Annotated in this window: 13 protein-coding genes, 1 tRNA gene and 1 other RNA gene; 10 read left to right on the plus strand and 5 right to left on the minus strand. The window is 53.8% G+C overall.

Annotation, left to right across the window (positions count from 1 at the left end; translation table 11 throughout):
- Positions 1 to 344 precede the first annotated feature (344 nt).
- Together ACX1CU_RS10215 and ACX1CU_RS10220 are read right to left on the minus strand one after the other, a co-directional pair.
- Positions 345 to 854, minus strand: a complete 510-nt coding sequence (locus ACX1CU_RS10215; RefSeq protein WP_459402442.1) for a GrpB family protein — start codon at positions 852 to 854, stop codon at positions 345 to 347.
- A 66-nt stretch (positions 855 to 920) separates the two neighbouring features.
- Positions 921 to 1811, minus strand: coding sequence for a LysR substrate-binding domain-containing protein (locus ACX1CU_RS10220; RefSeq protein WP_459402443.1), 891 nt, complete (start codon positions 1809 to 1811; stop codon positions 921 to 923).
- A gap of 129 nt (positions 1812 to 1940) precedes the next feature.
- Between ACX1CU_RS10220 and ACX1CU_RS10225 the strand changes: the two genes are divergently transcribed.
- The 3 genes from ACX1CU_RS10225 (at position 1941) to ACX1CU_RS10235 (ending at position 5048) form a co-directional block, all read left to right on the plus strand.
- Complete coding sequence (locus ACX1CU_RS10225; RefSeq protein WP_459402444.1) at positions 1941 to 2498, plus strand: hypothetical protein; 558 nt, start codon at positions 1941 to 1943, stop codon at positions 2496 to 2498.
- Positions 2499 to 2930: 432 nt separating this feature from the next.
- Complete coding sequence (gene tcuC, locus ACX1CU_RS10230) at positions 2931 to 4226, plus strand: tricarballylate/proton symporter TcuC (protein WP_459402445.1); 1296 nt, start codon at positions 2931 to 2933, stop codon at positions 4224 to 4226.
- A 15-nt stretch (positions 4227 to 4241) separates the two neighbouring features.
- Positions 4242 to 5048 (plus strand): substrate-binding domain-containing protein, encoded by an 807-nt coding sequence (locus tag ACX1CU_RS10235; RefSeq protein WP_459402446.1) that lies wholly within the window; start codon positions 4242 to 4244, stop codon positions 5046 to 5048.
- Here the strand turns inward: ACX1CU_RS10235 and psrA are convergent.
- The 3 genes from psrA to ACX1CU_RS10250 all read right to left on the minus strand — a co-directional run bounded on the left by psrA (position 5023) and on the right by ACX1CU_RS10250 (position 6612).
- Positions 5023 to 5922, minus strand: a complete 900-nt coding sequence (gene psrA, locus ACX1CU_RS10240; protein ID WP_459402447.1) for an L-proline-binding transcription factor PsrA — start codon at positions 5920 to 5922, stop codon at positions 5023 to 5025. The two genes, ACX1CU_RS10235 and psrA, sit on opposite strands and share 26 nt — an antisense overlap.
- A 432-nt stretch (positions 5923 to 6354) precedes the next feature.
- Positions 6355 to 6477, minus strand: a non-coding RNA gene (locus ACX1CU_RS10245) — RtT sRNA.
- A 45-nt stretch (positions 6478 to 6522) separates the two neighbouring features.
- Positions 6523 to 6612: transfer RNA gene (locus ACX1CU_RS10250), tRNA-Ser, on the minus strand.
- 445 nt (positions 6613 to 7057) lie between these two features.
- Between ACX1CU_RS10250 and nrfA the strand changes: the two genes are divergently transcribed.
- Genes nrfA through ACX1CU_RS10285 form a run of 7 tightly spaced genes read left to right on the plus strand, consistent with a single transcriptional unit; the run spans position 7058 to position 13363 of the window.
- Positions 7058 to 8491 carry an ammonia-forming nitrite reductase cytochrome c552 subunit gene (nrfA, locus tag ACX1CU_RS10255; RefSeq protein WP_459402448.1) on the plus strand — a complete coding sequence of 478 codons (1434 nt, stop codon included), beginning with the start codon at positions 7058 to 7060 and terminating at the stop codon, positions 8489 to 8491.
- 42 nt (positions 8492 to 8533) lie between these two features.
- On the plus strand, positions 8534 to 9103 hold the full coding sequence (nrfB, locus tag ACX1CU_RS10260; protein ID WP_459402449.1) for a cytochrome c nitrite reductase pentaheme subunit: 570 nt from the start codon (positions 8534 to 8536) through the stop codon (positions 9101 to 9103).
- Positions 9100 to 9771, plus strand: coding sequence for a cytochrome c nitrite reductase Fe-S protein (gene nrfC / locus ACX1CU_RS10265; protein ID WP_459402450.1), 672 nt, complete (start codon positions 9100 to 9102; stop codon positions 9769 to 9771). The genes nrfB and nrfC overlap by 4 nt, the downstream gene beginning before the upstream one ends.
- Positions 9768 to 10715, plus strand: a complete 948-nt coding sequence (gene nrfD / locus ACX1CU_RS10270; protein WP_459402451.1) for a cytochrome c nitrite reductase subunit NrfD — start codon at positions 9768 to 9770, stop codon at positions 10713 to 10715. Before nrfC ends, nrfD begins: the two co-directional genes overlap by 4 nt.
- 31 nt (positions 10716 to 10746) lie before the next feature.
- Complete coding sequence (nrfE, locus tag ACX1CU_RS10275; RefSeq protein ID WP_459402452.1) at positions 10747 to 12432, plus strand: heme lyase NrfEFG subunit NrfE; 1686 nt, start codon at positions 10747 to 10749, stop codon at positions 12430 to 12432.
- Entirely contained in the window at positions 12420 to 12806 is a 387-nt protein-coding gene (gene nrfF, locus ACX1CU_RS10280) for a heme lyase NrfEFG subunit NrfF (protein ID WP_459402453.1), read from the plus strand. The genes nrfE and nrfF overlap by 13 nt, the downstream gene beginning before the upstream one ends.
- On the plus strand, positions 12803 to 13363 hold the full coding sequence (locus ACX1CU_RS10285) for a TPR domain-containing protein (RefSeq protein ID WP_459402454.1): 561 nt from the start codon (positions 12803 to 12805) through the stop codon (positions 13361 to 13363). The genes nrfF and ACX1CU_RS10285 overlap by 4 nt, the downstream gene beginning before the upstream one ends.
- Position 13364 lies beyond the last annotated feature (1 nt).

Consider the following 13364-nt stretch of genomic DNA (forward strand, 5'->3'; position numbering starts at 1 on the left):
CGAAAAAAAACACTGCAACTACTGTTACTGTTACTGTAAACCAAAACCGTTATTCTGCCTGACTTTGCTCTGCCAGAGATACAAGAGAAAAGCCAGTCTGAAGCAGATTACTCCATAGATATCCCGGACCATTCTTTTTTAGAAAGATTCCGGCAATCTAACTTGCGCACTTCGCTCATAACTACCCGAACATCTTGTCAAGGCAGTTTCGAGCGATAACGGTCCAAAGTGAAAGCAGTCTGTCGCAATGAATTCATGACTGACAACAAGCTATCTTTAACTACCCAATGCAGGTCAGGGCTTAAAGCGATTAACCATAACATCCGGGCGGAAAGTTTTTTCTATCATTCTAGATCCATGAGCGCTAGCCGAAGATGATGCTCAATGAAGTCTGCTTTAAAAGCGCTATAACGATGAATATCGTTTTCACTTGCCAGCACCGCTGCACGTTTTATCTCGGCATACAGTTCTGCTGCTTTCTTGTTTTTTATCAGATAATCACGAAATGCCAGATGTTTTACGATTTGCGTATCACCGACGACGAAAGCATGAACTTGGTGACTACGTTGATCCCCGCCCTTGGTGAAATACCTGCGATTTGAAATACCATTTTCACCACGTGCATTATATCCAACTCGTGCCATTTCAACGTTTAAATTATCCAATTCATTCAGACTAACAACCTCCAGCAATATGTCTATGACTGGTTTTGCTGCCAACTCAGGTACCGACGTGCTGCCAACATGGTGAATCCGCGAAATCACCTTGCCAAGTGTTATCTGTAACAGTGAGCTTTCAGCCTCAAATAGGCCAGGCCACTGCTCATCATAAGCAACAATAGTCACTTGTCGCATATTAACTCCTTCTCATTTTCTACGGACTTACCATAAAATCTGTCCAACGTACCCCTGTTATGTTTATTAGCTTGGCGTTATTTTCCTTAACAGCCAATCGCGCAGCGTGATGATATCGGGGCGCTGTGCAGTTTCCTCCGTGGTGACCAGGTAATAGTTGGCACCGGGCAATGACATCTCGAACGGTGCACGTAGCACGCCGCGTTGTAACAGGTCTCGTACCAGTAACCGGCTGGCGATAACCACACCTTGTCCTGCCATCGCCGCTTGCAGCGCATGCATTTCATCGCTGAAAGTCAGCCCCGAGACAACATTCAGATTCTGTGGCCCATAGCTCCGTTGCCAGTTTTTCCAGCTCGGGGCGTTCGCAGGTACGAGCCGGTTTTCAACATGAAGCAACGTGAGCGCACGCAAATCGTCGATTGTCGTCAGCGTCAATGCCGGGCTGGCTACCACGATAAAACGATCCTCGTACAGTAAGGTCGAGTGTAATGTTTGCTCCGGCGTTTCCCGATAGCGAATACCGGCATCTACGTTGTGCTGCGTTAAATCAACTCGTTCTACGCTGGTATGCAAACGCAGGTCGATGGCCGGAAATGCTGCCTTGAAATCGGCCAAGCGCGGCACCAGCCAATTAGTAAGAAAATTGGAGGTGGTGGTAAGCGTCAGAGTAGGGGGCTGGCGTGAGAGCTTAATTCTCTCGGCGGCTTGCTCCAGAGCCGCAAAGGCGCGCTGCGTGCCAGCATATAAAATCTCGCCAGCCTCGGTCAGGCTAACCCCTCGTGCACTGCGTTCGCAGACCTGACATTCCAGTATCGACTCCAGCAATTTTATCTGATGGCTAATCGCCGTTGCGCTGACGCTGAGTTCCTCGCTGGCCCGCTTAAAACTGCTATAGCTGGCAACAGCATGAAAGGCGCGCAAAGTGCCTAACGGTGGTAGGTGTGCTTTTTTCATGGCTGAGTTATTTTCATCTAAGGGTGAAAACTATGAATTTTTCATGAGTATATACCTAGGGTAGTGTGATCACATTCGATTAATGAGGTGAGATTTTTTCATCAATCCGCTTCAGTGCTAGGAGTCGTTATGAGATCACCAGAAGAAAGGAGCGCCGCAGGCGCGGTTGGGCAACCGGGGGCGATCGCTCGGAGCATCGTGTTTAGCGTGTTGATATCGGTAGGCGTTGTGTTGTTTAACGTTTGGTGGGGAAGGCCGGAGGCCATCATCACGCTGTTGCTGGCATTGTTGTTAGCCTTTGCCAGCGGAGTCGCGTTGATGCGTACGTTGGCGGAGGAGAAACAGAGAACCCTGGCCGCGTTATGGAAGAGTCTGGTGCTTTCTGCTGTGGGATTGCTGCTGTTGATACTGATCGGTCGTAATGATTGGCTTGCTATGCTGCCGGGAATCGTCATTGGTGGCATTGGGTTGGGCAGTGCTAGCCAGATAACGACAGCGTTGTTGCAGCCGCTGGCCAACATCAGTGTCGGCACCGCTGCTGCTTTGTTGGCGAGTATAGCCACGACGTTGGCGGTGATATTGCTGATCCAATCTCATGCATCGCCAGACTTCGCTATCGCACTGTTGATCGACCTGGTTTTATTGGGCGCGTTGGCTGCGCGAATCGCGGAGTGTGATATTGCATGAGCAAAAAAACCTGTTGAGGGTGCTGTTGTAAACAGCGATTCAGGATAGGTCTTTCTCTTTTAGCCAGTATTTTATTAAGCATTTCTGCGGCTTAAACGGCAAAAAGGCAGGGTAGTGTGTATATGTTTCAGCGTCTGCCTCACGCCCTGAGACATTCAATAAGCTTTTTATGGCCTCATCAAAAGTGTCAAATTAACTGCCTCATCACCTTATATGAACCCTGTCACAAAACTCGCATGAAGTTTTTAGCCTGTAACGCACAAGGTAAGCTTGTTAATGGCCCGTTACAGCTTATTGCATCCAATTGTTAACAATAATTCATGCGTCAAACGCATCGGTCCATGAGTTTATTGCGCTTATTTACTTCATTGTCCTGCTCCAGTCTGCAGCAACAGACGCAGTAAAAGCGTCAATGACAAACTGGAGATAAAGATGCATTCACCTAACGCCCCCATGACGACTCGGGCAAGAACCAGCGCGATACTGCGTGTGACCTCTGGCAACTTTCTGGAGCAATTTGATTTTTTCCTGTTCGGATTTTACGCCACCTACATCGCCCATACATTCTTTCCGGCCAGCAGTGAGTTTGCCTCGCTGATGATGACCTTCGCGGTCTTTGGCGCAGGCTTTCTGATGCGTCCTATCGGCGCAGTTGTGCTGGGCGCATATATTGATAAAGTTGGCAGACGTAAAGGGCTGATTGTTACGCTGTCGATCATGGCCGCAGGCACTTTCCTGATTGTCCTCATCCCTTCCTATCAAGCAATCGGGCTCTGGGCGCCGCTGTTGGTGCTGGGTGGTCGTTTATTGCAAGGCTTCTCGGCGGGTGCTGAACTGGGCGGCGTTTCCGTGTATCTGGCTGAAATTGCCACGCCAGGCCGTAAAGGCTTTTACACCAGTTGGCAATCGGGCAGCCAGCAAGTGGCCATTATGGTGGCAGCGGCCATGGGCTTCGCACTGAATGCCGTCATGGAAGAAAGCGCCATTCGCGAGTGGGGCTGGCGTCTGCCCTTCCTGTTCGGCTGCCTGATCGTGCCTTTCATCTTTTTTCTGCGCCGCAAACTGGAAGAGACCCAAGAGTTCACAGCCCGCCGCAACCATCCGGCGATGCGTGACGTGTTTAAAACCCTCTTGGCTAACTGGCAGGTGGTTATCGCCGGTATGTTGATGGTCGCCATGACCACTACCGCGTTTTATCTGATCACCGTATATGCACCGACCTTCGGTAAAAAAGTGCTGATGCTCAGCGCCTCTGACAGCCTGCTGGTGACCTTGCTGGTAGCGATATCTAACTTCCTTTGGCTGCCGGTAGGCGGTGCCTTGTCAGACCGTTTTGGCCGTAAGCCGGTCTTGGTTACCATGGCGTTGCTGGCGTTGAGCACTGCCTATCCAGCACTTGGCCTGCTTGCTGAAGCCCCCAGTTTTTCCATGATGCTGACGGTATTGTTGTGGCTGTCCTTCCTCTACGGCCTCTACAACGGTGCCATGATCCCGGCGTTAACGGAGATCATGCCGCCGGAGGTTCGGGTTGCCGGTTTCTCGCTGGCCTACAGCCTGGCGACTGCTGTCTTTGGCGGATTTACGCCGGTTATTTCTACCGCACTGATCGAGTACACCGGCGATAAGGCCTCACCCGGCTACTGGATGAGTTTTGCTGCGATGTGCGCATTACTGGCGACGTTTTATCTGTACCGTCGCAGCGCGTTGTCACCACAAACCGCATGTTAAATCAGGGATTACGCCATGAAAAAAATTTATCGTTCACTCCTCGCCACACTGGTGCTTTCCTCTGTCAGCACGGGCGTGCTGGCCAAAGACGTGACCGTCATGATTTCAGGCGGCTTTAAAGCCGCACTGGAAAAACTGGCTCCGCAATTTGAAGCAAAGAGCGGCGACAACATCATTTTGGTCTCAGGCCCTTCTATGGGTAAAACGCCCGAGGCAATTCCAACGCGCCTAGCACGTGGAGAAAAGGCTGATGTGGTGATTATGGTGGGGGATGCGCTGAAAAATTTGGACAAGGATAACTGGATCCAGCCAGGGTCGCGTGTGGAACTGGCCGACTCGCCGATTGGTATGGTGGTCAAACAAGGCGACCCTAAACCCAATATCAAAAAGGATGCCGATCTACGCAACACTCTGCTCCATGCCAAATCCATTGCCTATTCGGACAGTGCCAGCGGCCGCTATGTCAGCGGTGAGTTGTTCAAAAAACTGGGTATCGAAGACCAGGTGAAGGAGAAAACGCACATGATTGAGCGTATTCCGGTGGCATCCGAGGTGGCGAAAGGGAAATATGCGGTAGGTTTCCAGCAAGTGAGTGAACTGCTTCCTGTGCCAGGCGTAACCTTTGTTGGCGAACTGCCTGACGATGTGCAGTACATTACCCGCTTTGCTGGCGCAGTCACCGCCAAAGCGGAACACCGCCAGGAAGGCAAAGCGTTACTGGATTTCCTGTCTTCCGTAGAGGCGCAAAACACCATTCGCGCAACTGGGATGAGATCCGTGCAAGCTGAACAACCAATTAAACAGCGTGATACTGTTCAGTGATCAACTTTTCCAACTCGGCGGCAACGTAGGACTGCATACGTCCTCTGCGCTTGATCAGGCCAACCGTTCGCTTCATCACCGGGTCGGTCAGCGGCAGGTGAGTCAGCACCGAATGCTCTGACGTCGGCATCGACATCGCGGGTACGGCGGCAATGCCGACTCCCGCTTCAACCATGCCCAACATGGTCGTCACATGGCGGGTTTCGCAGAGGCTGGGGCGCTCAGGAATGATGTGTTCCAGCATCTGGTCGAGCAGATTGCGGTTACCGGACGTCTTATCCAGCTCCACATAATCCTGCTGATAAAATTCGCGCCAGGTCAGGCTTTTTTTACTGGCGATGGGATGATCGCGCCTGCAGGCCGCCACGTAGACATCCTCCACCAACGGCAGAAATTCGATATTGGGTTGCAGGCTTCTCGCAAAACAGATGCCGAAGTCTGCCTGACCACTGGCAACCGCTTCAATAACGTTACCTGCACTGCTATCGATAAGCTTGACGCGTATCCGTGGATAGCGGGCCTGGAAACGGCGGATCACGTCGGGCATAAAATAGTACGCCGCCGAAGGCACCGTGGCGACGGTTACCAGCCCCATGCGATCCTGACTGACCTTATTGATATCCGCTAATACCAACTCGACATTCGCCAGTAGCTGATCTGAACGCTCGGCAAAGGTCTGCCCATAAAGTGTCAGCGTGACGCGCCGCGTGGTTCTGTCGAACAACTTAGTGTCCAGCGCAGATTCCAGCTTCTCTATCCTGCGGCTCAATGCTGACTGTGAAAGGCAAATGGACTCCGCAGCAAGCCGAAAATTACCGTATTCAACCAGCGCTCGGAAGGCATAAAGATCGTTGAGATCAAAATTCACGGGCATAGTGGCAGACATCCTGTCAGAGGCAGTAAGGGATTAAAGGGAAGATGATAGCTGCATATTGGGCAACAGCAACTTTTTAAAGACTGACCGACATTTGCTGACTGCGCGTTATCTGGGGTATTTGCATCTTGGTTACTTAACCGACGCTCAGATTGAGTAATCAGTCTTGTGGGGGATATAGGTCAATGCCTGTGCTGCATAAGCGTTTGGGGAGTATAAAAGCAAAAAAGCCTGAACTTTCGCTCAGGCTTTTTCTTTAAATTTGACGTTGAGGTCGGGCTTGATTCGCTGCGCTCACCCTTCGGGCGGCCTGCGGCCGTCCAAAATGGCAGGCCATTTTGTCGAACCCTGTCGAGGGTTCTCACCCCTATCTTTCTGGGGAATATAAAAGCAAAAAAGCCTGAACGTGAATTCAGGCTTTCTCTTTAAATTTGGCGGTGAGAGAGGGCTTGATTCGCTACGCTCACCCTTCGGGCGGCCTGTGGCCGTCCAAAATGGCAGGCCATTTTGTCGAACCCTGTCGAGGGTTCTCACCCCTCTCTTTCGGGGAATATAAAAGCAAAAAAGCCTGAACGTGAATTCAGGCTTTCTCTTCTAATATGGCGGTGAGAGAGGGGTTCGAACCCTCGATACACTTACGCGTATACACACTTTCCAGGCGTGCTCCTTCAGCCACTCAGACACCTCACCGTTTCGTTGCGCGTTACTCAGTGCAACGGGGCGCTACTATAGGGAGTGACGGTGATCCGGTCAAGAATATTTTCTCGGTTTTAGCATGGGTGGTTAAGCTGTGTTCGCATTGCTGCAAACTCAGGCGGAAATAGCCACTAGCCAGAACCCGATAATCACAAGCCAATCCTCAGAACGCAACGTTAACAAAAACCTCTCAGCCGCGTACAATTCATTATCTAACTCTTATTAGGTATTTGATTTACAAGCACGTTCAGCCGTTTTGCGTCACTTCGCAAAAATCAATCGAAGTTGCGAATTAGCCCCTCTTAACTTGATTAAAGACAACAATTTTTGTGTGGTCTATGTTATCCCTAGCGAGCGTGCAATACCGATGATATGTCCTTCGTGGATCAAATAACTAATAAGCCGCTGCTACCAAGCAGGCTAAATGGATGGGATGCTTATGACCAAGGTAAGCAATATATTGGCACTCTTTCTGACAGGGATCTGGGCCGGTTTCGTCTCGTTTTCGCTACAAGCCGACGCAACCAATACCGCAGCACCACAGAAGATCGAAGCCAAAAACGAAAAGTTCGCTACGCCTCACCCCGATCAATACCAATCATGGAAAGCAACATCAGAGCAGTCTGAACAGACTGATGCGTTGGCAGAAGACCCGCGCCTGGTGATCCTGTGGGCCGGATATCCTTTTGCTAAAGACTACAAAAAACCGCGCGGTCACTCCTATGCGCTGACGGATGTGCGTGAAACGCTGCGCACCGGCGCGCCAAAAAACGCCGAGGATGGGCCATTGCCGATGGCCTGCTGGAGCTGTAAAAGCCCAGACGTCGCCAGAATGATCACCGAACAGGGGGAAGAGGGCTACTTCCATGGCAAATGGGCGCGCGGCGGCCCGGAAATTGTCAACAATCTCGGCTGTGCGGATTGTCATAACACCGCCTCAGCGGAGTTCGCCGAGGGTAAACCGGCGTTGACGCTTTCCCGCCCTTATGCGGCCAGGGCGATGGAGGCGATCGGTAAACCCTTTGATAAAGCAGGGCGGCTCGATCAGCAAGCTATGGTGTGCGGGCAGTGCCACGTTGAATACTATTTTGATGGCAAAGATAAAGCGGTGAAATTCCCTTGGGATAAAGGGACCACCGTCGATGATATGGAAGTTTATTACGACAATATCGCTTTCTCAGACTGGACCAATCCACTGTCCAAAGCGCCGATGATCAAAGCTCAGCATCCAGAATATGAAACCTGGCGTGCAGGCATTCACGGCCAGAACAACGTGACCTGTATCGATTGCCACATGCCGAAAGTGCAAAACGCCCAAGGCAAAATCTATACCGATCATAAGATTGGCAACCCGTTCGATAACTTCGAAAAAACCTGTGTTACCTGCCATACGCAGGATAAAGCCAGCCTGCAAGGGATCGTGGCCAAGCGTAAGCAAGATATCACCGAGATCAAGCTGAAGGTGGAAGACCAACTGGTGCGCGCACATTTTGAGGCGAAAGCCGCGTGGGATGCCGGTGCAACAGAAGCAGAGATGAAACCGATCCTGATGGATATCCGCCATGCGCAGTGGCGCTGGGATTATGCGATTGCATCGCACGGTATCCAAATGCATGCGCCGGACGTTGCGCTGCGGGTGTTGGGCACTGCGCTCGATCAGGCCGCTCAGGCGCGCACCAAGCTTGTGCGTTTGCTGGCCACCAAAGGTATCAGCCACGAAATCCCGTTGCCGGATATCTCCACCAAGCAAAAGGCGCAGTTAGCCTTGGGCATGGATATGCCACAGCTCAATGCGGAAAAGCAGGAATTCCTCAAGACGGTGGCACCGCAGTGGGATGAGCAGGCGCGCAAAGCCGGGCGGCTAAGCCAATAACCCCTCCGCCCCGTGCGCGGGGCGTAAAGACATGGAGTGAATATGAGCGTACTGCGTTCGTTATTAACTACCGGGGTGCTGGCCTGCAGCCTTTGGCTGACAGTGTTACCGGTATCAGCTCAGACTGATAGCCCCGCGGTGCAACAGAAAACTGCTGACGTGGGGTTGCAGCGTAACCCCGATGATGCCTGTTTGCGCTGCCATAAGCCGCAGCAAAGTGCGATGCATGGCAAACATGAAGGTGCGATCAACCCGAATAACCAGTTGCCGGTCACCTGTACCAACTGCCACGGTAACCCTTCACCGCTGCACCGTGAAGGGGTGAAAGATGTTATGCGCTTCAACGAGCCGATGTATGGCGTGGAAGCGCAAAATAGCGTCTGTATGTCTTGCCATCTGCCAGAGGCGTTGCAAAAAGCCTTCTGGCCGCACGATGTTCACCTGGCCAAAGTCACCTGCGCCAGTTGCCATCAGCTTCATCCTCAGCAGGATAAAATGCAGGGGCTGAGTGATAAAGGGCGGATACAGATCTGCGTGGATTGCCACCGTCAGCAACAGGATGATCCGGCGTTTAATCCAGCAGCCGTGCGGCTGGGTAAGGAGCAGCCATGAGCTGCTCACGTCGCCGTTTTATAACCGGTATCGGCGTTTTGGCGGTGACCTCGGTGGCTGCCGAAAAGGTGCTGGCGCGCACCATGAACCTGAATGGCGTGCGCTATGGCATGGTGCATGACGAGTCGCGCTGTATCGGTTGCACCGCCTGTATGGATGCCTGCCGGGAAGTCAATCAGGTGCCCGAGGGCGTTTCGCGCCTGACCATCACCCGCAGCGAGCCGATCGGCAGTTTCCCCGAGGTGAAGTACCGGTTTTTCCGCCACTCCTGCCAGCATTGCGATGATGCACCCTGCGTGGATGTCTGCCCAACTGGCGCTTCATTCCGCGATGCGGGCAGCGGGATTGTTGACGTTAACCCCGATCTTTGCGTCGGTTGCCAGTACTGCATTGCCGCCTGCCCGTATCGGGTGCGATTTATTCACCCGATCAGCAAAACGGCAGATAAGTGCGATTTTTGCCGCAAAACCAACCTCAGCCAGGGCAAGCAGCCCGCTTGCGTGCTGTCCTGCCCGACTCAGGCGCTGACCTTTGGCAATCTCGACGATCCAGGCAGTGATATCTCGCGCCTGCTGAGGCAGACCACGACTTACCGCTACAAAATTGCGCTGGGTACCCGGCCCAAAGTGTATCGCGTACCTTTTAAATATGGGGAGATAAGTCAATGACCTCTGCGTTTCATTTTGACTCTCTAGTCTGGGATTGGCCGATCGCGATTTACCTGTTTCTGATTGGGATCTCTGCTGGGCTGGTGACCCTGAGCATTTTGCTGCGCCGCTATCATCCGGCAGAAGGCACCTCCCACAGCCGCATCATGCGCACCACGCTGTTTATTGCCCCCAGTTCGATCGTGCTGGGGCTGGCGATCCTGATTTTCCATCTGACGCGCCCGTGGACCTTCTGGAAGCTGATGTTTCATTACAGCTTCACCTCGGTGATGTCGATGGGGGTGATGCTGTTTCAGGTGTATACGTTGGTGCTGGTGGTCTGGCTGGCGTTGATTTTCCGTGACGAAGTCGCTGCGCTACAGCAGCGCTGGCTGCCGAAGCTGACGCTGATCCCCACGCTGCTGGCACGGCTCCTGCCGTTTCTGCGCCCGATTGAAACGCTGATGATGCTGCTGGCGGTGCTGCTGGGGGCCTATACCGGGTTCCTGCTGTCTGCGTTGAAATCTTACCCGATGCTCAATAACCCGCTGTTACCGGCGCTGTTCCTGTTCTCGGGCGTTTCCTCTGGGATCGCGGTGGCGCTGTTAGCCTTTGTGTTCGGCCCCAAAGGCGATCTGCACAGCAAAGAAATGCATTTTCTGCACCGGGTAGAAACGCCGGTGGTCTGGCTGGAAATTTTCCTGCTGGCCGCCTTCTTTATCGGCCTGTGGCTGGGGGATGACGGCAAGTTACGCGCGCTGTCGGCGGCGCTGGGCGGTGGGTTCTGGTCCTGGTGGTTCTGGCTGGGCGTGGTGGGTGTCGGGCTGTTCCTCCCGCTATTGTTAAAGGCGTTGGGCTGGGGCAAGGCACATGTTCATATCCTGCTGATCAGCGGTAGCAGCCTGTGCGGGGTGTTGCTGTTGCGCTATTTCATTCTGTATGCCGGGCAAATGACGGTAGCCTGAATGACACTAGCAGCGAAATAAGGCGGTAAGCGTGCTGTTGTGGTTACCCGAATTGGGGTTTGGTGCACTGTTGCTGGCGTGTACGGCGTCATTGCTGATGTCTGGCGTGACGCTGCTTGCGCGTCACCGGTTACCGCTGTTGCCGGTCCGTAGCTGGATCTTGGCGATATTTGCACTGGTTGCGCTGGCATTTGTTATCCTGCTGCTGCTGTTTTTACGCGATGATTTTTCTGTGCTGTATGTTGCCCAGCACGGGCACCGCCAACTCTCGGGCTTGCTTAAAGCCGGGGCATTGTGGGGCGGCCATGAAGGATCATTGTTGCTTTGGCTGCTGTGCCTGTCCGGCTGGGCCGCCGCTTTTGCCCTGCGCAGTAAACCAGAAGAAGCAACGGCTTCCATCACGCTGGCTATTCTGGCGCTGATCGTCGGTTGTTTTCTGATCTTCATTCTGCTTTTCTCCGATCCTTTTGTTCGGGTTTTCCCCCCGGCGGTTGAAGGGCGTGATTTGAACCCGATGCTGCAACATATCGGGCTGATTCTGCATCCCCCTCTGCTGTATCTCGGCTATGCCGGTTTTGCCGTTTGTAGCGCTTTGATGCTGGCCGCGTTACTCAATGGGGAGTTCAGCGCCCAGATTGCCGGGCTATGCCAGCGTTGGGCTGCTCCAGCATGGTGCTTTCTCACCGCCGGGATCATCCTGGGGTCCTGGTGGGCCTACAGTGAATTGGGCTGGGGCGGCTGGTGGTTCTGGGATCCGGTCGAGAATGCCTCTTTACTGCCCTGGTTGACCGCAACGGCATTGCTGCACAGCTTAGCCGCTAGCCAGCGCACCGGCGGGCTGCGGCACTGGTCGCTGTTGTTAACGCTTGGGACCTTTGTGCTCAGCCTGCTGGGCACCCTGATCGTGCGCTCCGGCGTGCTGCTCTCGGTACATGCCTTCGCGCTGGACGAACAGCGTGCATTACCATTATTCGTGCTGTTTGCCTTCCTGAGCGGGGCTTCTTTTTTGATTTACGCCCTGCGCGCCAACCGTGGTGAGCAACCTGCGCCGCCCGCTCAGCCTGTGCTGTTAGCAGCCTTGCTGCTGCTCAGTTCGGCAGCGCTGATCGTACTGATTGGCACGCTTTACCCGATGCTGTACCGGCTGCTGGGCTGGGGGCAGATCTCGGTGGGGGCACCTTACTTCAATTTGGTTCTGCTGCCTTTTGGCTTACTGGCGCTGGTTTTGATGTGCTTTGGCGGGTTCCGCCGCCAGCTTCCGCAGTGGATTGCGCACTCCGGCGTGCTGTTGGTTGCTTTGGGGATCTTGTGTTCATCGCTACAACGGCATGAGGTCAGTCTGAATGTGGCCGTTGGGGAAAGCGTGACGCTGGCGGGCTATGAATTTTCATTCCGTTCGATCGAACTTCAGGCGCAGGGCAACTTCACCAGCGAGCAGGCGGTGATTGACGTTTCACAGCAAGGGAAGGTGGTGACGCAGCTCAGGCCGGAGCGGCGCTTTTACACCGCGCGTCGGCAACAGATGTTTGAACCGGGTATCGATTGGAACCTGCTGCATGACTGGTACGTGGTGATGGGTGAAAAGAGTGGCGAAAATCGCTACGCCATGCGGTTTTATGTGCAGACCGGTATCCGCTGGATCTGGTGGGGCGGCGCACTGATGATGATTGGCGTGCTGTCCGCCGGTTGGCAAAGGAGAAAACCATGCGCAGATTAGCCATTGTGCTGCTGTGGTGCGGGCTGGCATGGCCGTTGCGGGCGCAGGTGGTGGATACTTGGGCATTTTCCTCGCCCTCAGTGCAGGAGCACGCCCTGTCGGTGGCGGCCAAAATACGCTGCCCGCAGTGCCAGAATCAGAACCTGCTGGAGTCCAATGCTCCGGCGGCGGTGGCTATGCGTCATGAGGTTTTTGCCATGACGGAGCAGGGCAAAACGGAAAGCGAAGTCATGAATTTCATGACCGCGCGCTACGGCAATTTTGTGCGCTATCAACCGGCGTTAGAGAGTTCAACCCTGATCCTGTGGGGGCTACCGCCGCTGATGTTGGTGCTGGTCGCTCTGGTGCTGTGGCGCAGCAGGAGCAAGCCATGACGCCGCGCCGTTTTCATCTGCTATTTATCGGCTTGGTACTGACGATCGCGGCTGGCCTCTATCTGGCTAGCGGCCGCCCGGCGAGCCTACTGGCCCAGCAGCAGGCGCAGAATTTAACCCTGGCACAGCAGGCCGATAACAGGCTGATGCGGCTACGGCAAAAACTTCGTCAGACTCCGCAGGACAGCGTGCTGTGGGCCGAGTTGGGCGAATACTATCTCTACACCGATCATTTTGACGCAGCGCTCCAAGCCTATCAGCAGGCGTTGGCGCTGCGGGGCAGCAATGCAGAGCTGTATTCTGCCTTGGCGACGGTGCTCTATTATCAGGCCGGACAGCATCTTACGCCGCAGGCGGCGGGTTATATAGAACAAGCCTTGCAGATGGATAAAGACGAAGTCTCAGCCTTGATGCTGCTGGCAGCGGATGCCTTTATGCAGGCGGATTACCTGCGGGCGATCGGTCTGTGGCAGCGCCTGTTAGACAGCAATTCGCCACGCGTGAATCGCCAGCAGCTTATCGAGGCAATTAATATGGCTAACCTGCTGGTGCGGTAGC

It is taken from the genome of Serratia sp. D1N4 (assembly GCF_054552755.1).

What these genes read in the sequence shown, in the direction of transcription:
- tcuC (WP_459402445.1), top strand. Translation starts at nt 2,931, where the DNA reads ATGCATTCACCTAACGCCCCCATGACGACTCGGGCAAGAACCAGCGCG.
- ACX1CU_RS10235 (WP_459402446.1), top strand. Translation starts at nt 4,242, where the DNA reads ATGAAAAAAATTTATCGTTCACTCCTCGCCACACTGGTGCTTTCCTCT.
- ACX1CU_RS10220 (WP_459402443.1), bottom strand. Translation starts at nt 1,811, where the DNA reads ATGAAAAAAGCACACCTACCACCGTTAGGCACTTTGCGCGCCTTTCAT.
- ACX1CU_RS10225 (WP_459402444.1), top strand. Translation starts at nt 1,941, where the DNA reads ATGAGATCACCAGAAGAAAGGAGCGCCGCAGGCGCGGTTGGGCAACCG.
- nrfD (WP_459402451.1), top strand. Translation starts at nt 9,768, where the DNA reads ATGACCTCTGCGTTTCATTTTGACTCTCTAGTCTGGGATTGGCCGATC.
- ACX1CU_RS10285 (WP_459402454.1), top strand. Translation starts at nt 12,803, where the DNA reads ATGACGCCGCGCCGTTTTCATCTGCTATTTATCGGCTTGGTACTGACG.
- ACX1CU_RS10215 (WP_459402442.1), bottom strand. Translation starts at nt 854, where the DNA reads ATGCGACAAGTGACTATTGTTGCTTATGATGAGCAGTGGCCTGGCCTA.
- nrfA (WP_459402448.1), top strand. Translation starts at nt 7,058, where the DNA reads ATGACCAAGGTAAGCAATATATTGGCACTCTTTCTGACAGGGATCTGG.
- psrA (WP_459402447.1), bottom strand. Translation starts at nt 5,922, where the DNA reads ATGCCCGTGAATTTTGATCTCAACGATCTTTATGCCTTCCGAGCGCTG.
- nrfB (WP_459402449.1), top strand. Translation starts at nt 8,534, where the DNA reads ATGAGCGTACTGCGTTCGTTATTAACTACCGGGGTGCTGGCCTGCAGC.
- nrfF (WP_459402453.1), top strand. Translation starts at nt 12,420, where the DNA reads ATGCGCAGATTAGCCATTGTGCTGCTGTGGTGCGGGCTGGCATGGCCG.
- nrfC (WP_459402450.1), top strand. Translation starts at nt 9,100, where the DNA reads ATGAGCTGCTCACGTCGCCGTTTTATAACCGGTATCGGCGTTTTGGCG.